Annotated in this window: 16 protein-coding genes; 10 read left to right on the top strand and 6 right to left on the bottom strand. The window is 55.9% G+C overall.

From position 1 onward, the window contains the following. Positions 1–27 precede the first annotated feature (27 nt). On the top strand, positions 28–7,728 hold the full coding sequence (locus B4O97_RS07135) for a FlgD immunoglobulin-like domain containing protein (protein WP_233142978.1): 7,701 nt from the start codon (positions 28–30) through the stop codon (positions 7,726–7,728). 13 nt (positions 7,729–7,741) lie between these two features. Here the strand turns inward: B4O97_RS07135 and B4O97_RS07130 are convergent, their stop codons facing one another. Then, on the bottom strand, positions 7,742–8,857 hold the full coding sequence (locus tag B4O97_RS07130) for a hypothetical protein (protein WP_143305586.1): 1,116 nt from the start codon (positions 8,855–8,857) through the stop codon (positions 7,742–7,744). A gap of 83 nt (positions 8,858–8,940) precedes the next feature. Here B4O97_RS07130 and B4O97_RS07125 point away from each other — a divergent pair, with 83 nt between their 5' ends. Further along, positions 8,941–9,777, top strand: a complete 837-nt coding sequence (locus B4O97_RS07125; protein ID WP_083049548.1) for a glycosyltransferase family 2 protein — start codon at positions 8,941–8,943, stop codon at positions 9,775–9,777. 99 nt (positions 9,778–9,876) lie between these two features. Here the strand turns inward: B4O97_RS07125 and B4O97_RS07120 are convergent, their stop codons facing one another. Beyond that, on the bottom strand, positions 9,877–10,728 hold the full coding sequence (locus tag B4O97_RS07120) for a UTP--glucose-1-phosphate uridylyltransferase (protein ID WP_083049547.1): 852 nt from the start codon (positions 10,726–10,728) through the stop codon (positions 9,877–9,879). Between the two features lie 96 nt (positions 10,729–10,824). Between B4O97_RS07120 and B4O97_RS07115 the strand changes: the two genes are divergently transcribed. Further along, positions 10,825–11,409: an HDIG domain-containing metalloprotein gene (locus tag B4O97_RS07115; protein ID WP_083049545.1), complete on the top strand. Its 585-nt coding sequence runs from the start codon at positions 10,825–10,827 to the stop codon at positions 11,407–11,409. Here the strand turns inward: B4O97_RS07115 and B4O97_RS07110 are convergent. Beyond that, positions 11,406–11,990, bottom strand: a complete 585-nt coding sequence (locus B4O97_RS07110) for a hypothetical protein (RefSeq protein WP_083049543.1) — start codon at positions 11,988–11,990, stop codon at positions 11,406–11,408. The two genes, B4O97_RS07115 and B4O97_RS07110, sit on opposite strands and share 4 nt — an antisense overlap. Before the next feature lie 52 nt (positions 11,991–12,042). Between B4O97_RS07110 and B4O97_RS07105 the strand changes: the two genes are divergently transcribed. Continuing rightward, a complete protein-coding gene (locus tag B4O97_RS07105; protein WP_083049541.1) occupies positions 12,043–13,272 on the top strand; it encodes a MalY/PatB family protein in 1,230 nt (409 codons plus the stop codon). On the opposite strand, the gene B4O97_RS07100 is transcribed toward B4O97_RS07105, so the two are convergent. Further along, positions 13,259–13,603 (bottom strand): cupin domain-containing protein, encoded by a 345-nt coding sequence (locus B4O97_RS07100; protein ID WP_083049539.1) that lies wholly within the window; start codon positions 13,601–13,603, stop codon positions 13,259–13,261. The two genes, B4O97_RS07105 and B4O97_RS07100, sit on opposite strands and share 14 nt — an antisense overlap. A gap of 271 nt (positions 13,604–13,874) precedes the next feature. Between B4O97_RS07100 and B4O97_RS07095 the strand changes: the two genes are divergently transcribed. The 6 genes from B4O97_RS07095 to B4O97_RS07070 all read left to right on the top strand — a co-directional run bounded on the left by B4O97_RS07095 (position 13,875) and on the right by B4O97_RS07070 (position 21,395). Further along, on the top strand, positions 13,875–15,401 hold the full coding sequence (locus B4O97_RS07095; protein WP_083049537.1) for a M23 family metallopeptidase: 1,527 nt from the start codon (positions 13,875–13,877) through the stop codon (positions 15,399–15,401). A gap of 131 nt (positions 15,402–15,532) precedes the next feature. Then, positions 15,533–18,232, top strand: a complete 2,700-nt coding sequence (topA, locus tag B4O97_RS07090; RefSeq protein ID WP_083049536.1) for a type I DNA topoisomerase — start codon at positions 15,533–15,535, stop codon at positions 18,230–18,232. Between the two features lie 4 nt (positions 18,233–18,236). Then, on the top strand, positions 18,237–19,253 hold the full coding sequence (locus tag B4O97_RS07085) for an FAD:protein FMN transferase (RefSeq protein ID WP_083049534.1): 1,017 nt from the start codon (positions 18,237–18,239) through the stop codon (positions 19,251–19,253). A gap of 54 nt (positions 19,254–19,307) precedes the next feature. Then, positions 19,308–19,955: a histidine kinase dimerization/phospho-acceptor domain-containing protein gene (locus B4O97_RS07080; protein ID WP_083049532.1), complete on the top strand. Its 648-nt coding sequence runs from the start codon at positions 19,308–19,310 to the stop codon at positions 19,953–19,955. Further along, the gene (locus tag B4O97_RS07075; RefSeq protein ID WP_083049531.1) at positions 19,952–20,326 is read left to right on the top strand and encodes a response regulator; all 375 of its coding nucleotides are present in this window, start codon (positions 19,952–19,954) and stop codon (positions 20,324–20,326) included. The genes B4O97_RS07080 and B4O97_RS07075 overlap by 4 nt, the downstream gene beginning before the upstream one ends. Continuing rightward, on the top strand, positions 20,319–21,395 hold the full coding sequence (locus tag B4O97_RS07070; protein ID WP_083049529.1) for a sensor histidine kinase: 1,077 nt from the start codon (positions 20,319–20,321) through the stop codon (positions 21,393–21,395). The genes B4O97_RS07075 and B4O97_RS07070 overlap by 8 nt, the downstream gene beginning before the upstream one ends. A 15-nt stretch (positions 21,396–21,410) precedes the next feature. Here the strand turns inward: B4O97_RS07070 and B4O97_RS07065 are convergent, their stop codons facing one another. Beyond that, complete coding sequence (locus B4O97_RS07065) at positions 21,411–22,085, bottom strand: C40 family peptidase (RefSeq protein ID WP_233142976.1); 675 nt, start codon at positions 22,083–22,085, stop codon at positions 21,411–21,413. A 24-nt stretch (positions 22,086–22,109) separates the two neighbouring features. Further along, positions 22,110–22,703, bottom strand: coding sequence for an SAM-dependent methyltransferase (locus B4O97_RS07060; RefSeq protein ID WP_083049528.1), 594 nt, complete (start codon positions 22,701–22,703; stop codon positions 22,110–22,112). Positions 22,704–22,778: the final 75 nt, after the last annotated feature.

The raw sequence follows: 22,778 nt of genomic DNA, 5'->3' as shown, positions 1-22,778 counted from the left end.
AACATCGTCATAAGCGGAACCGGAGCGGTGGACATCAACGGGGCGGTACTTGCTTCCCTGGGCACGGTAACGGCAACCGCGGACAGCGACGACAACGACCCGACCCACGACCTGCAGGTGGGTGCGAACGTCGGGGGGACGACGGTAACCTTTCAGACCGGCGGGGCCGGAACGAACGGCTCGGTGGTGGTGGACGGGAACAGCCTGAACAGTGTTGGGCAGACAGTCTTCCAGACAGCCGCCAGCGTGGAGCTGGGGGCGAACGTCCTGACCGACGGAGGGGCGATAAGCTTTGCCGGGACGGCCACGGCGGTGAACCTGGTTGGAGCGGATCGGACGATCGATACGACCAACGCCGGGTCAACGCTGACCGGCGGGAACATAGACTTTACGACCCTCGGTATCGAGGACGACGGGGGTAATGAGTACGCGCTGACCCTGAACGCGGGAAGCGGCGGGGTTATCAGTCTGGCCAGTGTCGGGCAGGTGGATACCATCGATACCCTGATCTTTACCGATGCCCTGGAGGTGAGGCTTTCGGGGGCTATCGACGTATCCGGGGCCATCGACTTTACCAACGGGAACGACATAACCCTGACCGCGGCGGCTGTATCGATAACGAGTAGTGCCGGCGGGATCGATTTTACCGGGGCGCCCGTGGACAGCGCCGCGGGGAACACGTATGCCCTGACGCTGACGGCAAACAGCGGAACGGTGGGACTGTCCGCCACGGGACAGGCGGATGCCCTGTCCACGCTGACGGTGAGTGCAGGGACGGTGGGTTACAGCGGAGCGGTTACTGCGACGGGGCTGATCGATATCGACGGGGTGGCGGACAACCTGATGACTATAGGTCAGACGGTAACGAGCACTGCCGGGAACATCGATATCGACAACCTGGGGGCGGTTACGGTTGGAGCTGCGCTTACGGCGAACGGAACTGCCGCAGTGAGTGCGGATACCAACGATACGGGAACCGAGGATCTGACGATAAACGGCGGAAACGTCATCGGGACGACGGCGACCCTTGAGTCCGGGAGTGCTGCGGGTTCCGGTTCGGATGTGGTCATTACGACGGTCCATAACAAAACAACCGGAAACATTGTAGTGAACGACGGGGCGAGTCTTGTGCTGAACGCGAACCTTGTGGCGGATACTGCTGCGGGCAGCGACATAACGGTGGCTGCGGGAATACCGCTTCATGTGGATACGAGCGCGACGGTGAGTGCTGCGGACACCGTGACGGTGAATGAGTCGATCAGCGGGGTGAACGGCGGAGAGGCGCTGAACATCGATGGAGCGACGGTGAACCTGCCGCTGGTAAACGCTACAGGCGGCGCACTGCTTGCCGGCCTTGATGTGGACGCGACGACGGTGGCGAACCTGAACGGGGATATCAGCACGAACGGCGAGGTGAATTTTGCCGGTTCCCTTGCGACGAATCTTCAGGGCAACGTGACGGTGACGACCAGTAACGACAATATTGTCTTTGACGGGACGACGCTGACCGATTCAGTGGCGGCGACCCTGGAGATTGATACAGTAGGCGGCGGGCTTGAAACCGTCAGTTTCGGCTCGGTGAGCCTGGACAACGCTGGCAGCGCCCTGACGATTACGAGTGCCAGCAACATCAGCCTGAACGGCATAATGACGGTGGACGGGAATATAGACCTGGACGGGGCCGATGCAGGAGACAGTATTTCCCTGGCCGGGACGTCTGCGATCACCTCCACAAACGGGAGTATTGATCTGGCAGACGGGGACCTGAACGGTAACGATGTAAATATCAACGGAAACCAGACCCTGAGCGTAACAGCCGACAGCGGAACGGTGCGGCTGGCCGGTGTCGGCAACTCGACAGCAGTGAGCCGGATTACAGTCAGCGGCGACGTGGTAATCCTGGAAGGGGCTATTGTCTCCTCCGGCGGCGCAAGTCCCGCGGTCTCCATAAGCGAAGCGGGGGTTGCAGGGGACCCCCTGACGATTGACGGCACGATTACCGCGACGGGGGACAACATCGTCATAAGCGGAACCGGAGCGGTGGACATCAACGGGGCGGTACTTGCTTCCCTGGGCACGGTAACGGCAACCGCGGACAGCGACGACAACGACCCGACCCACGACCTGCAGGTGGGTGCGAACGTCGGGGGGACGACGGTAACCTTTCAGACCGGCGGGGCCGGAACGAACGGCTCGGTGGTGGTGGACGGGAACAGCCTGAACAGTGTTGGGCAGACAGTCTTCCAGACAGCCGCCAGCGTGGAGCTGGGGGCGAACGTCCTGACCGACGGAGGGGCGATAAGCTTTGCCGGGACGGCCACGGCGGTGAACCTGGTTGGAGCGGATCGGACGATCGATACGACCAACGCCGGGTCAACGCTGACCGGCGGGAACATAGACTTTACGACCCTCGGTATCGAGGACGACGGGGGTAATGAGTACGCGCTGACCCTGAACGCGGGAAGCGGCGGGGTTATCAGTCTGGCCAGTGTCGGGCAGGTGGATACCATCGATACCCTGATCTTTACCGATGCCCTGGAGGTGAGGCTTTCGGGGGCTATCGACGTATCCGGGGCCATCGACTTTACCAACGGGAACGACATAACCCTGACCGCGGCGGCTGTATCGATAACGAGTAGTGCCGGCGGGATCGATTTTACCGGGGCGCCCGTGGACAGCGCCGCGGGGAACACGTATGCCCTGACGCTGACGGCAAACAGCGGAACGGTGGGACTGTCCGCCACGGGACAGGCGGATGCCCTGTCCACGCTGACGGTGAGTGCAGGGACGGTGGGTTACAGCGGAGCGGTTACTGCGACGGGGCTGATCGATATCGACGGGGTGGCGGACAACCTGATGACTATAGGTCAGACGGTAACGAGCACTGCCGGGAACATCGATATCGACAACCTGGGGGCGGTTACGGTTGGAGCTGCGCTTACGGCGAACGGAACTGCCGCAGTGAGTGCGGATACCAACGATACGGGAACCGAGGATCTGACGATAAACGGCGGAAACGTCATCGGGACGACGGCGACCCTTGAGTCCGGGAGTGCTGCGGGTTCCGGTTCGGATGTGGTCATTACGACGGTCCAGAACAACACAGCCGGAAGCATTGTAGTGAACGCCGGGGCGAGTCTTGTGCTGAACGCGAACCTTGTGGCGGATACTGCTGCGGGCAGCGACATAACGGTGGCTGCGGGAATACCGCTTCATGTGGATACGAGCGCGACGGTGAGTGCTGCGGACACCGTGACGGTGAATGAGTCGATCAGCGGGGTGAACGGCGGAGAGGCGCTGAACATCGATGGAGCGACGGTGAACCTGCCGCTGGTAAACGCTACAGGCGGCGCACTACTTGCCGGCCTTGATGTGGACGCGACGACGGTGGCGAACCTGAACGGGGATATCAGCACGAACGGCGAGGTGAATTTTGCCGGTTCCCTTGCGACGAATCTTCCGGGCAACGTGACGGTGACGACCAGTAACGACAATATTGTCTTTGACGGGACGACGCTGACCGATTCAGTGGCGGCGACCCTGGAGATTGATACAGTAGGCGGCGGGCTTGAGACGGTGAGTTTCGGAACGGTGACGCTGGATAACGGCGGAAGCGCCCTGACGATTACGAGTGCCAGCAATATCAGCCTGAACGGCATAATGACGGTTGACGGGAATATCGACTTCAGCGGCACCGATGCGGGTGACAATGCAAGTCTCCTGAGCAACAGCGTCATTACCAGTACGAACGGCAACGTCGACTCTTCCGGTCTCAACTTGAACGGCGCGTACAGTCTCGATATTGACGGTGCTGATGTCTCCGTTGCAAGCATCGGGAATGTAACCCGTCTTACTGCCATCGATTTTGATGCAGTCGGAACCCTTACTCTGGGGGGTGTGCTGATTCAGACGGAAGGTGGTAATGTGGATGTCACCGGCTCGACGGATATTGAGGTTTCCGCCAATCTCACAATTGATACCGAGGGTGGGGATGACGGGAATGCCGGTTCGGTACTTTTTGCTGCCGGAGCGGCTATCGATTCAGCCGGAACCAACTCCCTGGCCATCGATACTACCACGGGTGCCGCCTTCACTTACGGCGATATCGTCCTGGGCCTTGTGGGCGCGACGGATCCTCTCTCCTCGCTCCTGGTGGAAGGGCACATAATCACCGCCAACGGAGTCGGGACAGTCGGAACCCCCGGGGTTACCGGGCAGATTACAATGGACGCCGACGATGACGGTACTGCAACCCCGGGTCAGCTGATTCTGGCAGGAGCGAATTACTACTCCGGCAGTCTCCAGAATTATGACGGCGGCAGCAACGGCATTCTTCTGCCTGTTGCGAATGTTAATAAACGCTTTGTTACCGATGCGAACAATATCAATTTTCAATCCACCACCTTCATGTATGAGTCCGTTGCGGGAATCAACACCCTATTCCTCCAACCTTCGGGAAACATGGTTTTTGCGATGGATCTGCATGTCTTTGCGCCGAACAAAACCATCGATGTTATCGCCGGTTCAACATTATCAGCCCAAAACCTGGTCCTCTACAGCGGACAGCTTGGTGTGTCGAATGTTGCTCTCAATATAAATCAGGACCTCGTTTTTCTCGGCGCAGCCTATGCTGATACTGATCCGGACACCGGTATCGCTAATCTGTTCGAATACGACCATCCGGTTCGCACTGCCGACGGTTCCTATCCCGGGAATATTCTGGCAAATCCGAACGTGGCCCTCTATGGCCCGGCGGGTGAGGGCGCGGCTGGAATCAGACTTGGTAACTTCCCGGGACTTGGTATCGGACCTTCCGAGGCGACATATTCCGGGGGCTTAGCCTCTCTTAATTCAGCGATACTGACAGTGGGGGGCAACTTCTACCTTAACGGTGCAGATATGAACAGTGGAGCCTTCTCCCTGAATATCCCCAATAACGCTGACTCTTCCGCGGCTTTCGCAGAAGCCTATAATGCAACGGTGGCGGACTCGACGGCCTCGGGCGGTTGGGTGGCTGCTGCTGAAGCGACGGACGGGCTCGGGAACACACAGTGGGATTTTACTGCGCCCGACATCGTCCAGGCCTATACCATCAGCGATTATGAGATTTTTATAGAGTTCAGCGAAGCTCTGGAAAACAGCAATAACGAGATCGGACAGATTCTGGATGCCGACCTAATTTTTGTCAACGCTGCACCGACCCAGGACTTTACCGCTGTACGTCTGTCGGATGCCTCCGCGGCCGATCTTGGCGCCCTGGCGGCCGGGACCGAAAGCCGTTACTTCATTTTCCGGAATGGAAATACGACCTGGCGGACCGATGCCCACGGCAGTACGGTTACCCAGGCGGATGACTATAACGATTTTACCGCCGCACCTCCCGCAGCCGGTCAGGCGACAAGTACCAATTATCTGGGCCAGAACCCGGGAAACATCGTACCTGATATTTATATCGTTAAAGCAAACGGGACAAGCTATATAACTTTGCTGGACGAACATAAAAACAGGGTTGTCCACAGGGTGGGGGGTAATCAGTACACTGAAACGCTGGACCGCTGTGACCCGGTTCTGGTCAAGCTCATGGCCGGGCGCCAGGGGGCCACCGGAGATAACCGGGACTACCATAACTATTTCCGGCTGCAGTATTCAGAGGACGTCCAGATCGGAAGTCTGGATCCTGAGACAGTGCCGCATACGAATCAGCGGGCCCAGACCACCCTGGGCGCCGGCGACTACGGCGGGGCAGCGGATGGCCTGGGCACGGTAAGTGTGAACGGATTTTTCTCCTATGCCGGAGACCTGGACACAGACTCCACGGACGGACTTCCCGGGGAATCCCTGGAGATGTTCGACGGCCATGAACTTTTTATCTATGCCGGCGGCTATAATAACGGAACAATCTATCCCGGTTACTTGCTGCAGGCGGACGACCCCGTATCCCTGGGCGTAGTGCCCGCAGTTCTTGCTCATCCGAACATCCGGGATAAAACCGACGGACCTTCGGGCAACGGAAATCCCCTGAATACCGGGGCATCCCTGCAGGATGATCCTCTGACTGGCGGTATTGACGAAAGGGAGATCTATCTTGATCCGGCATCGTCTTTCGCCGGCTGGGATGTCGTAAAACCGAAGATCGCGCCCTTTCCCGATTCCACAACGCCGACGGCAAGTGAGATTATTGTACGCGACTCAGGCGGTAATACCATTATAGACACCATCGAGCTACATGTTCTGGACGACGAGAGTGCAAGCTGGGATTCATCGGCTGATCACCCCGACGGCGTTACCGGGACCCCCTCGGAACCGTGGAAGGGGATCCGGGACAGTTCGGTTACAGCAGCAGCTTTGACAGCCTTTGGACTGGATAATTCCGCCTCGGGAATTGTCGACAATATCCCTTCTCCGGTTTTCAGTTCAACGGTGAACGATACCTCCCTCTTTGGAACGGTTGCAAATCCTTCGCTTGACGATCCCTATTTTTCCGTTTCCTTTGCGGAAAACCGGGGATTCACGGAGCTCGATCAGCTCTATTTAACCTATAATCCTTCATCCGCCGATCAGTATGTCACGGACCTTGCCGGTAATGTCCTGAGCTCTATAACCAGCACCATGTGCCTGGAGCGAACTCCCCCGCGGATTCTTTACTCCCTGGCTGTACCGGGGGACGACAAGATCTATCTTAAGTTCTCGGAACCTGTTTATCAGACGGCAGGTAACCCTGTATCAGGAGACCCGATCACTCCGGCGGATTTCGCCTTCGTTCCACCGGCGAGCTACACAATTAATTCAGTGGAAGTCCTGAGTACCGAACTGGACGGCGCCAAGGAGCTCTATCTGCACCTCGATTCCCCTCTGGATATGGAAGAGATCGTCGACTTTCCAGCAAACGGATATGGAATGACGGCGAATCTTGAGGACCAGTTCTCAAATGCTGCAGCCACGGAAGCGGTACGTCTGAGTTCCCTTGGTATCGGCGTTGTCAGTCCGGTCTGGGCGAGCGACAGACTGCATCAGGACAATACCTTTGGAACAAACTTCAGTACAGTTCGGGAATTCGACGGCTCAGGAAAGATCATGGATACCGATTTTACCCTGGAAGCGAGAATCCTGCCGACGGTTGCGGCTGCCGATACAATGAACCTTATCTACGATGTAAACCCCTTGCCGGTAACCCTCGCCGGACCGGGAAATCTCTGGCTTCCGACAATCATCACGGAATTTAACGGGGTCGCCAACGGCGATGTACGCTATGTCTCGTCCTTTGGCGGAGTCGGTGCCCTGAGGGACTATCTGGTTCCCGGGGGTGATCCGGAAATTGTTTCAGGAGCGGACCTTGAGTTTATCTTCCGCCTGGGGCCCCTCTACTGTGTCAGAAGTCTCGATCCCGAGGACCCGAGAAGAATAGCACCCTGGATTTTGCCCATACGGGATATAAGCCGTCAGACCGGCGGGGTAACCATTCTGGGTAACGTTATCAATCCCGGGGACGGCGAACGGGCTGTACTCTCCTATGAGCTTTCTGAAAGCGGTATGGTAACCATTACCGTATTCGGACTTGACGGCGATGTGGTTGATATAATTCAGCGCGGAAACCAGGCCGCCGGAGAGCACACTGCAACCTGGGACGGGCGTAACCGCGGCGGACGGGAAGTTGCCAGGGGTATCTACTTTATCAGAGTCGTGGCTCCGGGAATCGATGAATACCGCAAGGTGATGGTGGTAAAATAGAAAAATCGCTGTATCAGGGAATCAGCATCAGCTCAGGAACTGCGACCAGCATTGTTCCGCAATCCTGATCAATGCCGAGGGTCGGCATAATGGAAAGACGCAGCGCCGGATCTGTGCTTGAATCGATCTCAAGAGAACCAGTGACCGAGACCTTCTGCCACGAACTCCAGCTTGAATCGGCGGGGATGAATGCTGTATGACTGGAGCCGTCTCCCAGGTTAGCCATGCGCAGACTGATGCCGTTCGACTGGAAGCTGTTCTGCGTCAATGGCGTAAGGAATGCGCTTTCTTCCCGGCGGATCCAGACAGAAAAACGGTAGGTCCCCGAAACCAGGGGCAGCCGTCCGGTCTCGACCAGGGGCACATCGAAATAGACGGATTTGTCCAGCACTGTTGTAGCGTCCGTAATAAGGGTCGGTGCAACATGGGTACGGACAACCCGGAAGTTATCCAGGTATCCTGCCTGGGTGGAAACATCAGGGCTGCCGAGTACGGAACCTATCGCAAAAAAAGGGGACCCGTCCAGCTGACTGACCGCGGATGAATCACCCGGTGCATCATAGGGGAACTCATAGGATAATGTAGTTGTTGCAGGTTCCGGCTTCCATAGATCGGATATTTCACTGACTCCGTCGTTCACCTCAAAGAAAAGGTATGCTCCGTAACCGGATTTCATCTGATAGGAAAAAAGGAAGCGATACGATGAGGCCGCATCGAAATCTGTCAGGGTCAAAAGATTGTAGGTGATCATTGCTCCTGCATCCCCGATTACAAAGTCCAGGGTATCGTCATCGATGGCGCCGCTGTCGATAGCTATTGTTGTAGAACCGCCGTTGGTCCAGCCGGTAGTACCGTTCTCGAAATCTCCATTCGCCGCGAGATTCGGGATCGTCAGCCCGCTGATATCCGCGGAGGACGGCAGTCCGGTGGCATCCGCGGCAGTCCGGTCGGTGAAGTTGACGTAGGTTCCGTTGGAAAGCAGCCAATCCGTGGGGACAGGGGGATCGAAAGGATGGGTCTCGATCAGGTTCACCCCTGCATACTCCTCAAACCCGCCGACGGCTTCCTGACAGCCGGCAAAAAAAATAACGAGAAGTACTGAAGTAATCAGGAGAAAACTGCTTTTCACTGTCTTTAGAATATACCCCATGCCCTGTGCATTTCCAACGCTTGTCCTCAACGCTAAAAGCCCCCTATACTTATCGGCAGTCTATGGATAATCCCCGAGTCTCCATCATAATTCCAGCCTACAACCGTTATCCCCTGCTCACCGAAGCAGTCGAATCAGTCAGAGCCCAGTCGTTCTGGGACTTTGAGCTGATTGTCGTCGATGACGGTTCCGATGACGAGACCCCCAGGCTCAGAAACGATGAGGATATTCGCTATCTGCAGATTCCTCACTGCGGAATGCCCGGGGCAGTACGCAACCGCGGGGTGGAAGCAGCACAGGGTGAATACATTGCCTTTCTCGATTCCGATGATCTCTGGCTGCCGGAGAAACTCGCACGACAGGTACCCCTGCTGGATGCACAGCCGGATGTACCTCTGATCCACACTCGCGAGCACTGGCGGCGGGGAGCAAAAACGGTCAGCCAGAAGGGGCAGAAGCACGTTCGGGAGGGAAACATTTTTTCCGATGCCCTCTGGAAGTGTACCATCGGTCCCTCCACGGTACTGATGCGGAAGGCAGTCTTCGAGGAACTCGGGGGTTTCGACGAATCCCTGGAGGTCGCGGAGGATTACGAGTTCTGGCTGCGTGTAACCAGCCGTTACCTTGTCTCTTACCTTGATGAAGCCCTCACTGTTAAAAGAGCAGGAGATTGGGAGCAGCTTTCTGAAAAACACGGCCAGATCGAAGGGTTCCGCATTGAAGCCCTTTTCCGGCTGCTGGAACAGGATCGCTTGCCGCGGGATTGTCGCCATGAGACCCGGGCGATGCTGCAAAAGAAACTCCGGATCTGGTCCGCAGGCGCCATTAAGCGGGGACGTGATGAGGATGTCCGGGGATTCTACGACAGACTGGAGCGTTTGAACCGTTCTGGAGAGTAAGGAAAAAAGCGGAACAAAGATATACAGGATGGGAAGGATTGTGAGATTTGCCACGGAGGCTCGGATAACACAGAGATCTTATAGCGGCTGTAAGCTCTTTTATTCTAATTCCGCGGCGGCTGAGCGTATCTCCGCGGCCAGCTCCGGGTCCCTTGCCGCGTAACGCAGCAGGGCACGAAGATAGCCGGCCGGAGCCCCCGTGTCCAGGCGTTCTCCCTCTATGGGGTGGTAGACGACCTTCCCGGCGTCCATCAGCTTCTTTAAAGCGTAAACGTGGAAGTACTCGCTTTCCGGCTTCGGCCCCGTCAGGTGTTTCTGCCAGCCGTCTTCCAGATGTTCAAAAATCTCCGGCGTAAGGAGAAAACGGCCGATGGAGGCCTCTCTGCTGGGTTCAGTTCCCGGTGCGGGTTTTTCCACGATGTCTGTAACATGCAGGCCGTCGTCTGCCAGAGCCAGAACGCCGTAGCGTTCCAGATTCGGCGGATCGTGCAGGGTGGACATCACGGAGCAGCCGGTTTTTTCGTAGACGGAGACAAGCTGCCGTGCAAGGGGTACCTCGCCGAAGTGCAGGTCGTCGGGATAGGCGACGATAAAAGGCTCGTCGCTGCAGAATGGACGGGCGCAGAGCAGGGCGTCTCCGGTACCGCGCATCTCCTTCTGCCGGGTAAAGAATACCTTCATGTCAGACGGTTCAATTCTGGCGAGCTTGTCCGTGGCTCCCTCTTTTTTAAAGACCGATTCCAGCTCGACCTCCCGGTCAAAGTAGTCCTCCAGGGATTTCTTTCTGCGGGAACTGATTATTAGCACCTCATGAATACCCGCGGCGGCAAATTCGTCCATGATAAAATCGATGGCCGGTCTGTCTATCAGGGGCAGCATCTCTTTGGGGATTGTTTTGGTCACCGGTAAAAAGCGGGTTCCGTAGCCGGCAGCGACAATTACACCTTTCATACGGCCTTAAGCATACCCTGCAGGGGCGTGCGGCGGCAAGCGGAATGTGGTAGAATCATCCTGATCGATAATTCAATCTGAAAGGAGTCCGCAGCGATGTCTGACTTTCCGACGCGAGAAGAAGCCTACGCGCTTTTAACAGAGTACAATCAGAGCGAAAGCCTGATAAAGCATGCCCTCAGCGTGGAAGCGGTTATGCGTCATTTTGCTCCCCGCTTTAGAGGGGATGCCGAGGTCTGGGGGGTGGTGGGGCTTGTCCATGATCTTGACTACGAAAAATGGCCGGAAGAGCACTGCAAAAAGACGGAGGAGATTCTTAAAGAGCGAGGCTGGCCGGAGGAACTCGTCCGGGCTGTTGTGAGTCACGGCTGGGGTATCGTCACCGAGGTAGAGCCGAAAAGCGATATGGAAAAGGTCCTCTTTGCCACCGACGAGCTTACGGGACTGGTAACCGCTACAGCCCTTGTGCGGCCTTCAAAGAGTATTCTGGATATGAGCGCGAAATCGGTAAAGAAAAAGTGGAATCAGAAGGCCTTTGCTGCGGGGGCTAACCGGGAGATTATCGCCCAGGGTGCGGAAATGCTGGGAATGGAACTTTCGGAGCTCATCTCGGAAACCATCACGGGGATGCGACCGGTGGCGGAGCAGATCGGCCTGGCAGGGAGTGCCGCGGAGAGCTAGTTCTCCGCGTTCGCCAGTTTGAGGGGAATGGCCACCCGCTCCAGGATCTTCTCAAGCAGCTCCGCTGCGGGGGCGTAGAACTCCTGGTCAATCTGGTCCGAGAGACGTTCCATTTCAGCTTCCGTAAGCTCGGTCTCGTCCACAAGGTGAAGGCTCTCCCGCAGGGTCCGCATCAGATTCTTCAGGGAGCCCTTCTCGGTGCTGAAATCAAGCTCCTCCATCTGCTCAATGCGGCCGATATAACGGTCAATCAGGGTGTCCACATCCTTGAGGGACTCGTCGAGGTCGACCGCACCGGGGTCTTCCACCAGAAGATCGAAAAGGGCGGCGGCCAGATTGGCGGGATTATATTCGTTCTTGGCAATCAGCAGGTACTCCTGGTTCCGGTTGTCCCAGGCTGCGGTGAGGCCGGTTTTTGCCGAGATAACATTCTCTCCGCTCTTTTTTGCCTGGCTCAGGGCGGCATTAAGCTGGTTTCGTGCCCCGGGTATCTGCTCATGGCTTTCGAAATAGTAATCGATGGTTTCGTTTATGGAGGCGCCTTTATAGACGCAGTCTTTTTCATCGTATAAGCGGTGCATTCATCCTCCAGTTCCCTGCCAGTATACCGGGAACTCTCCTTTTGGTGAAGAGATGGAAAATGATCCTCGCGAGCTTTACCCTGCGGGTTTTCATCGCTACTATGGGCCTATGAAAAAATCCCTCTTTGACGAGATTATCGACCGCCGGGGAAGCGGATCGATTAAATGGGAGCTTACTGAAAAGCTCTACGGCAGCAGTGATGTTCTTCCCATGTGGGTCGCGGACATGGATTTTCCCGCCCCGGGACCGGTTATCCGCGCCTTGACCGAACGGGTGGAGCACCCGGTGTACGGTTATACCGGGGCCGATGATGCCACCGTCAATGCGGTTTTGAGTCGGATGCGGCGTTTGTACAACTGGCCCCTGGTCGAAAATGATGTAATCTTTACCCCCGGGGTTGTTCCCGCCGTAACTGTTGCTGTACGGGCCTGCACGGAACCTGGAGATGGGGTCCTGGTTATGCCGCCGGTATATCCACCCTTCTTCTCTCTCGTTCGGGAAGAGGGGCGACGGGTGGTCGAGAGCCCTCTCCGCTGTACTGAAGATGGTCGCTGGGAGATCGATTATGAAGATCTTGAAAATAAGGCCCGGGATGCGAAGATGCTTCTTTTATGCAGTCCCCATAATCCGGTGGGCCGTGTCTGGACCCGGGAGGAGTTGGAGTCTCTTGTTCAGATAGCCTCCCGATACGAGCTGACCCTTGTATCCGATGAGATCCACGGGGAGATCGTCTACCCGGAAAACCAGCATACTCCCCTTGCCAGCCTGAGCGAGGAAGCCCGGCAAAGAACCATAAGCTGCATTGCCGCTTCCAAGACCTTCAATGTGGCGGGGCTCGCTACCTCCGTTACCATTATCGAGGATCCGGCTCTTCGGAGAACTTTTACGAAGTCCCTCGGATCTATTACGGGGCATCCCAATCTTTTCGGCCTGTGCGCTTTACGGGCGGCCTTCACTGACTGCGACGAGTGGCTGGCAGAACTTGTTGAGTACCTTGATGCAAACCGGCGCCTGACGGCGGATTTCCTTGCCGCCGGGTGTCCGGGTATCCGGGCCAACCTTCCGGAGGCCGGCTTCCTTTCATGGCTGGATTGCCGTGAGATGGAGATGGACGATTCCGAACTGGCGCGTTTTTTTGCCCGGGAGGCCAGAGTGGGACTCAATTCCGGTGCGAGTTTCGGTACCGGCGGTTCAGGGTTTATGCGTCTGAATTTTGCAGCCCCCCGGACCCTCCTGGAAGAAGGTCTCGGGAGGATAAAAGAAGCTCTCAGTCGAGGATAATTACGGCGATCATTTTCAGGGTCGCCGATCCGGTATTCTCTATGCTGTGGGTGGATCCGTTGGGGGTCATCACCACCTCTCCGGCTTTGACGGGATAATCTGTGCCGTTGTCCCGGACGGTCCCTTCGCCTTCAGTGATGATGTAGTACTCTGTTTCGTTTACGTGTTCGTGTTCCCCGATGCTTGCGCCCACGGGAATGGTGATCTGTGCAATCATGCGTCCATGGGGCATCTTTTCCGGGGCTACGAGAAACTTGAGTTCGATGCTGCCTTTTCCTCCCCGCATATTCTGCTGGGTGTCCTTTTTCATCTCCTGCTCTTTGATAATCATGCCTGTTCTCCTTGGATGGTTGTTCTATGTACCATTCAAGCTACCGTGTAGTTTTTGCAAATGCAAGAGGGCCTTTTGGGGTGCTGAATGACTATTTTGGAATAAATGGATGAATTTACCGGATGTCCTGTTCAACTCTTGAAACTCTTGCACTATTTTCTTACTATTTAGACCGAGCAACAGCAGCCCACTTGTGTAACTAAACAACCAGCAATGACGACCGGAGCTCTGTATACAATGAAGGGATGCCCAATGGGATGGGGTATGTAGTATGAAGAAGGACAAACAGGCAACCAGGGATGCTCTGGTTCAGCGGGTTATCGATTTCTCGATGCGTCGTCTGGGCTATGGCTCCTCATATACATCACCTTCGGTTCCCTGCCGTCTGGGGAAGGGGGGCAGAGGCAGCTATTTTGTGGTGGTCTCTCTTCTGGACCGGGATTCTCTCCTGTTTCAGGAGATGGTGAAGAATCTGGACGGGGTGGGGCGGCTGTTCAGAAGCTGGACTTTTCATCACCACGCGGTCTGGGAAACCGTCAATGTGGAGCGGAACGGCAGGCAGATTTTTCTGCAGGACCTGCTTCCGGAACTGAAGGACCTGGATGAAAAACTGGATGTCCTCTATAAAGGGATAACTCCTTCAGGCTTCTACTATTCTGAGGAGCTGCAGGCCTCCGGCAAGGACCTGATTGTGGATCTCGAGGGGAATGAGTCGATCCTGCGGTCATTGAGCCGATCCCATCGTACCCGTATCCTCAGCCATGCGGCTTTTGCCGCGGGGATTGTTCTGCTTCTTGGGGTTACCTTTTTCTCTTCCGTACGGCTGACCTCCCTCTCCAAGGTAAAACAGGAGATAGACGATACCATTACCCGTTATCAGATGGAATCGGAGGAGCAGTTCGAGAACATCCAGTCCTTTATCTCCAATGCCGATCTGGACCTTCAGGTGCTCAAGGATACCCTGGCCAACAAGGAACGGGACTTTGAGTTCAGCCGCAGACAGGCCTACATAAATGTTCTGCGTCTTGCGGAAGAGCTGACCTATCGTCTTCCGGCACGCAAGGAGGCCTACCGCCTGATTGCGGCGAATATCCTTGAGGCCGCCAGCTACGGAGAGATTATCTACGAGATGTCCAAGCTTCCCAGCGAGGAATACCAGGCGCGAATTCTTCTTGCGACCAGCGAAGAAAAGATTATCCCCTTCTCCCTCTACGAACCGGCTTTCGCCGATATGGTCTATCCCGTTCGCGTCCCCGGAAGGCCCAACGACGGTAAAGGTTTTCGTATGACCTCGGGTTTCATGGATAAACGGATTGATCCTCTGGGTTCCGGGGGCTATCAGCCCCATTACGCGGTGGATATCATGAACGTGGCAAATATCAGTCTTATCAACTATGCCGGTGAAATTATCCGGGACGGTAATCCCGCAGGGGACGTGGTCTCCGTGGCCGACGGGACTGTTACCCAGAACAGCTTCGATGAACGCTATGGCTGGACTCTGGAAATTGAACACGAACTCACCGATGATATACGCAAGGCCTATCCCAGGGCGACCACCTGGCGCACCTTCTATTCCCATCTTGCCGAGAAATCGCCCCTTGGAGCGGGCGTAAAGGTATCAGTCAATCAGAAACTGGGAGAAATCGGATCCACCGGAGCTTCCACCGGACCTCATCTGCACTTTGAAGTCAGAATCCTCCGGCCGGGAGGAAAGTACTACGGTACGGACGGACAGTTTGACAAGATTAATCCCTTTCCCCGAAAACGGCCCAAGGTGTCCCGGAATCTGACCAGGTAAAGCCGCATATTGCTGAATCGGCCGCCTGCTTCAGTTACCCTTGACATACTGAGAAAATTCCTACGATCATAGGAACCGTTATTTTCAGGGAGTCCCCTCGAGCATCCAGAAAGGAAAACGGTTATCCATATATGGCAAAATCATTGGTGATTGTAGAATCTCCTGCCAAGGCTAAGACAATTAATAAATATCTCGGTAAAGACTTTGTGGTCAAATCCAGCGTGGGTCATATCCGTGACCTTCCCGTATCGGGAAAAAACGGCGGAAAAACCATGGATCCCAGCGAAAGGGCCCGGCTTGCTGCCCGGACCCGGAAGATGTCTCCCGAGGAAAAGGACGAATACCGCAGACAGCGGGCCAGGGAACAGTCCATTGCCCGTATGGGGGTTGATCCGGAAAACGGCTGGGCCGCCCGTTACGAGATTCTTCCCGGTAAAGAGAAGGTCCTGAAGGAACTGAAAGCCCAGGCGGAAAAGTCCGACACCATCTACCTTGCCACCGACCTTGACCGCGAAGGGGAAGCCATCGCCTGGCACCTGATGGAGGCTCTTGAGATCGATGAACAGCGCTTCAAACGGGTGGTTTTTAACGAAATAACCAAGAGCGCCATTACAGAAGCCTTTAAGAACCCCGGAGTTGTGGACAGCTCCAGGGTCGAGGCCCAGCAGACCCGTCGCTTTCTGGACCGGGTTGTGGGATTTATGATCTCCCCGCTTTTATGGGCCAAGGTTGCACGGGGACTCTCCGCCGGCCGGGTACAGTCGGTGGCGGTTCGTCTGGTTGTGGAGCGGGAACGGGAGATCCGCTCCTTTGTTCCCGAAGAGTACTGGGAGGTCTTTGCCGACCTTCTCCGGGATTCTTCCCGGGAGGAGGCCAGGTTCCAGGTAGCCCGGCGGGACGGGAAGAATTTTCGTCCGGGCAGCAGGGAGGAGACCGATGAGGCCCTGAAGCTCCTTGAGAAGGCGGAGTACGTTGTCGACTCCCGCCAGGACAAGCCCACCAAAAGCCGGCCGAAACCGCCTTTTATTACCTCCACCCTTCAGCAGGCGGCCAGCACACGCCTCGGTTTCTCCGTAAAAAAGACCATGATGCTGGCCCAGCGGCTCTACGAGGCGGGGTACATTACCTACATGCGTACCGACTCCACCGCTTTGAGTACCGAGGCACTGAACATGTGTCGTGGGTATATCGAAGAGAAGTACGGAAGTGAGTATCTGCCGGAACAGCCGAATATCTATGCCTCGGGAGAACAGGCCCAGGAGGCCCATGAGGCAATCCGTCCTTCGGATGTAAGAATCCGGACGGGACATCTGACGGGAATCGATTCCGACGGGGTGCGGCTCTACGAGTTGATCTGGCAGCGCTTTGTCGCCAGCCAGATGCCCCCGGCAGAATACTTGAGTTCCTCGATCACGGTAAAAGCCGGGGAATTTGAACTCAGGACCAGGGGACGGGTAATCATCTTCGACGGTCACCTGAAGGTTCTGCCGCCCCAGGGCAAGAGCGATGAGGATATAGTGCTGCCCGACCTCAAGGAAGGGGAGCAACTGAATCTGAAAAAACTGGACCCGTCTCAGCACTTTACCAAACCGGCACCCCGCTATACCGAGGCAAGCCTGGTCAAGGAGCTTGAAAAACGGGGTATCGGCCGTCCTTCCACCTACGCGGCGATTATTTCCACGATCCAGGACAGGGGATATGTAAAACTCGAGAACCGCAGGTTCTATGCCCAGAAAATCGGGGATATCGTTACCGATCGTCTTGTGGAGAATTTCAACGATCTTCTGGATTATAATTTTACCGCCGCCATGGAGGAGACCCTGGACGAGATCGCCGCGGGGCACAGAAACTGGCGGGCCGTTCTGGACAGCTTCTATGCCGGATTCAGCGATAAACTCACGGAGGCCTATTCAGAAAAGAACGGTATGCGTCCCAATACCCCTACAGATACGGATATTCCCTGTCCCGCCTGCGGACGACACATGCAGATACGCACAGGAAGCACCGGGGTTTTTCTCGGCTGCTCCGGCTACAACCTGCCCCCCAGGGAACGCTGCAAGCAGACCATGAACCTTATCCCCGGGGATGAGGTGGTCCGTGCGGATACCGACGATGAAGAGGAGGCCCGGCTCCTGACTCAGAGGCACCGCTGTCCTCTCTGCGCCACGGCCATGGATTCCTATCTGATCGACGAGGGGCGTAAGCTTCATATCTGCGGTAATAATCCTGACTGTCCCGGTTTCGAGGTCGAGGAGGGCAGGTTCAAGATCAAGGGTTACGACGGGCCTACCCTGGAGTGCGATAAGTGCGGGGCGGAGATGCAGTTGAAAACCGGACGCTTCGGCAAATTCTTTGCCTGTACCAACGAGGAGTGCAGCAATACCCGCAAGCTTCTGCGCAACGGAGAGCCGGCACCACCCAAGATGGATCCGGTTCCCATGCCGGAACTCAAGTGCGAAAAGGTGGATGATCACTACCTTCTCCGGGACGGGGCTGCGGGACTTTTCCTTGCGGCGAGCAAATTCCCGAAGAACCGTGAAACACGGGCACCTCTGGTAGAGGAGATCCTGTCGCATATGGATGAGATCGATCCGAAATATTGTTATTTTGCCGATGCTCCCACGGAGGATCCCCAGGGGAACAAGGCAATTATCCGTTTCAGCCGTAAGGAAAAGATTCATTACCTTATGAGCGAAAAGGACGGAAAGGCCAGCGGCTGGCGGGCCTATTTCACCGACGGCCGATGGCAGCAGGAGGAAAAGAAATCCGCCTCCGGCTCTCCCGGAAAGACATCAAAAAAGAAGAATACCACGAAACGGAGCACCAGCTGATATTATGTCACGAGTTTCATCTGTCAAAATTCTGATCCCCGGAATAGTTTTTCTGATACTCGCCTCCTGCGGCCTTGAACAGTCCACCCGGACCGAGATCGATCTGCTGGGGACCACCTGTACCGTAACGGTATATGCACGAAAACCCTCCCCGGTACTGGAAGAAAGCTTTGCCCGCATTCGAGAGATTGACCGTCTGATGTCCTATACCGGCGAAGAGAGTGAGGTAGCCGCGATCAACCGGAAGGCCGGGGACGGAGGAGCGTCCGTAAGCTCTTCCACCCTGGAGGTTGTTGAACGGGGGCTCCATTTTTCTCAGCTCGGGGGAGGACGTTTCGATATTACCATCGGGCCCCTTGTGGAGCTCTGGGGAATAGGAAAAGAGAATCCGGGGCGTGTTCCTTCCGCCGAAGAGATCCGGGATGCCGTCTCGCGTATTAATTACAGGCGGGTCCGTATTGAAGGAGAGAGCGTCGCCCTGGAAAATCCGGGAATGGCCATCGACCTGGGGGGGATAGCCAAAGGATATGCCGCGGACGAGATTGTCCGGATCCTGGAGGATTCCGGGGTAAAGCATGCACTGATTAATCTGGGCGGCAATGTCTATGCCCACGGGAAAAAGCCCGACGGCTCCCTGTGGCGTATTGGTGTTCAGAATCCTGAATCAAATCGGGGAAGTTATCTGGGTGTGCTGACCGTGGCAGACCGGGCGGTTGTTACCTCGGGACCCTATGAACGGTTCTTTACCCTGGATGGCAAGAGATACCACCACATTCTGGATCCGGAAACAGGTTTTCCGGTGGAAAACGGTTTAAGCTCGGTTACCATTGTGGCAGAGAATTCCATGGACGCCGATGCCCTGTCCACCCTGGTCTTTGTTCTTGGTGTGGAGAAGGGACTTGAACTCGTGGAGTCCATGGAGGGTATTGAAGCGCTTCTGGTTACGGAAGAGAAGAAGCTGTTTTCGTCTTCAGGAATGGAGAGCATCTTCAAGCTTACGGACGAAGAGTTCAGCCTATAGTCTTTTTTTCAGAAAAGTTGACAGGTCCCGGCGCCGCGGCTATGGTTAAAGAAAATGAGTACCATATCTGAGACCAGAAATGACGGAATCCCCGGTTCCGGGTCCCTGTTGTCTGTGCTTGCCCATGATCTCAACAATGTGTTGGGAGGGGTCACCGGGGCCCTGTCTCTTATCGAATTTGAAAAAGAGGACTCCCCTGATCTGCATAATCCGGCCTATGATTCGTACCTCGATATACTGGAGAAATCCTCCCTCCGTGCGTCCGGGATAGTCCAGCAGCTTCTTGTACTGACCAGGCAGCCAACGGACAGATCGGAAATAATCCCCCTGGCTGAATCCCTGGAAAGGCTGGCAGCTTCCCTGCAGGCGGCCTCCGGTACCGGACCTGCCATCAGTATGGAAGCTGTTCCCGGGGAGGCCCGGATCCGCGGCAACAGTATACGCTTTGAAAAGCTCATCCTCCGTATCCTGCTGACGGGACATCCCGGGCGACAGCCCGATGGGGGGGAGATTCTGCTTTCCGTCTACCCGGGGAATGGGCCATCGGGAAAGCCCGGGTGGCGCCTGAAGATCCTCGGAATCGAGTGCGGGATTGGACTGGTCCGCGAGTTGGCGGCCTGGTATGGTCCGGATCTGGATTTTCTGAGCTCAAGCGTGAGAGAGGTGGACCTTGGATTTCCCGCTGATGTGGAGAGTATATGAACAGTGAAGGACAGAAGGTTATTCTCGTCTGCGATGATGAGGATCTGATGCGGCAGGTCGCCGGAAGCATACTGGAGAGGGCAGGGTACGCGGTCCTCCATGCTGCAGGCGGCGAAGAGGCTGTCCTGACGTACCAGCGGAAATCTCCGGAGGTTGACCTTGTTCTGATGGATCTTTCCATGCCGGAAGAATCCGGCCTGGATGTCTTCCGACGCCTCAAGGCCTGTGATGCGAAGGTACGGGTTCTTTTTTCTTCCGGTTTTCAGAACGACGAACGTCTGGAAACGGCTCTCCGGGAGGGAGCTCTGGGTTTTTTGCAGAAACCTTATACCATGGATAAAATGCTTCGCATGGTACGCAAATATGTCTGAGTTTGATGATGCCTCGGATGCTCCCTGGAAGGTGATCATTGCCGATGACGATGCTGACGTCCATACGGTAAGCAGACTCGCTCTGGGGAGATTTACTTTTCTGGGTCGCCGGCTGGAGCTTCTCAGTGCCTACACCGGCGACGAGACCCGGGAACTTATCGAAAAGAATCCCGATACGGCGGTCATGATTCTCGATGTCGTAATGGATGAGAGGGACAGTGGCCTCAAGATTGTCGAGTATGTACGAAATACCCTCAGGAACCAACTGGTACGGATAATCCTCAGGACAGGACAGCCGGGCTATGCACCTCAGATGCAGGTGGTACAGAATTACGATATAAACGACTACAGGGAAAAGACAGACCTTACGGAACAGAAACTGATCTCTTCCATGGTGTCCACTCTCCGTTCATACCGGGATATATGTCTGGTTGAAGAGCACAGAAGCGTTCTGGAAAGATCGCTGCAGGAAAAGGAGGTTCTCCTGAGGGAGGTCCATCACCGGGTGAAAAACAATCTGCAGGTCATTTCCAGTCTCCTGAGTATGCAGTCCATGAGTACGGAAAACCAGGAGTCCCGGAAAATGTGTCAGGTCTCCAGGGACCGGGTGCGGACAATGGCCCTTATACATGAAAAACTGTACCAGTCCGATGACTTCAGTCAGGTCGACTTCGCCGATTACATCCATACCCTGGGGGATGAACTTCTGGCACTCTATGCCCCTGCGGTTCCGGTATTTTTTGATTATTCCATGGAGCAGGTGTTCCTGCAGATCGATCATGCCGTCCCCTGTGGACTTATCGTCAATGAGCTTATCATCAATGCCTTGAAATATGCCTTTAACGGCCGCCCGGGTGGAAATATTCATATCGGTCTGCATCGCCGGGGGGAATACGTGGATCTCAGTATCGGGGACGACGGTAGCGGCCTGCCGGATGGTTTTTCCCTGGACAGGGCGGAGACCCTGGGCCTGCAGCTTGTTTCAATTCTCTCCGCCCAGATTGGCGCGGAGGTTGCAGTGGATTCGTCAAGGGGAACGAAATTCTCCATTGTCTTCAGCGACACTTGACCTTTCCGGGGCTTTTCAGCTTTTCAGTTCCCAGCCTTTTCCCAGCTCCCTGTATAAATGGCTGGAGAGCCAAAGGGGATACACCTTTCCGTCCCGCATGCGCATTGCCGAGTTCAACTGTTTGTTCCCCTGTACAACAGAATCCGGCTGCAGCAGGTTCATCCTGGCCAGAACGATGCCCTTTCGATAGTTGTGATGCACGTAATGAACGGTTCCGTCGCCGTCAACTGCAACAACCATTCCCACGTGGGTGAGGGTATCGTTCCACTTGCCGTCATTGTTCCGGTCGTAGGTGTTATCCCAGAACACCAGGTCGCCGGGTAAGGGTGTATCGCTGGAATAGAGCAGGTCGAGGCTTTCCAGATAGCGGTAGAGCCGGGTAACACCGTTGCCGCTGAAGCGCCTCATGGGGCTCTGCAGATCGATGCCCGCATAGGCGTATATGGCCATAATGGTGCCGGTACAGTCTAGGGGATATTCCCGGCCTCCTATATCGAGCCGACGGGCTCCCAGAACCTTTCCTGCCCCTTCCACGAGCCGGATCTGGGTCTCCGTGAGCTCGTCTCCCGTCAGGGCGGAGGGGGGAAGCGTCTGCCCGCTGTCGGAGAGGCTTACACAGCCGGACAATATCAGCAAAAGGAGACCGATCGCGGGAAAAGCTGAGGCCTCCCTGGAATTAATTCTCATCATTGTTGTAAAGAATACCCCGGATTGTCACTTTTTTCCATGATAGTTGATCCCGATGAGAAAGGTTTCGAAGGACTCGTTTCTGCAGGCCTTCGGCTTCATCATCCTTGCGGTGGCGAAATCTTCCTGCATTCTGTTTAAAATCCTCTTTTCCTGGCCGCCCTGGAATATCTTCATAACCAGGGATCCGCCCCGGGCAAGCAGTCCGGGAGCAAGAGAGAGAATCCCCTCCACCAGCGACGAGGAGCGTCCGCAGTCGACGGTACGGTTGCCCGTTGTCGCCGGGGCCGCATCGCTCATTATAAGATCGAAGGGGGCTTCTTCATGGAGTTTCTGCTGTACCTCCCCGCTGAATACGTCGCCCTGGATAAGCAGGGTGGTTTCGGGTTCAGGGGCTATCCGGATCTGCTGCAGGTCCACGGCGACGATCCTGAGGCGGCCCTTTCCACGGCGGCGTGCGTAGAGGCTCCAGCTGCCGGGGGCTGCACCGATATCCAGGATTTGTCCGGATTTTGGCAGCAGCTGCAGTTTTTCATCCAGCTCCTTGAGTTTATATACCGAACGGGCGGGATACCCCTCCTTCCTGGCTCTGATTGTGTAATGGTCGGGTTTGCTGCGCATCTTGACTTTCCCTTCCTCCCGGAGTAACTCTTAGACAAGCATATCCGAGGGCGGTAAAAAAGTACACGGGAGGTA

This window comes from Marispirochaeta aestuarii (assembly GCF_002087085.1).
GTDB lineage: Bacteria > Spirochaetota > Spirochaetia > JC444 > Marispirochaetaceae > Marispirochaeta > Marispirochaeta aestuarii.
The sequence above is the reverse complement of the archived record's forward strand: the minus strand, read 5'-3'. Positions and strand labels throughout refer to the sequence as shown.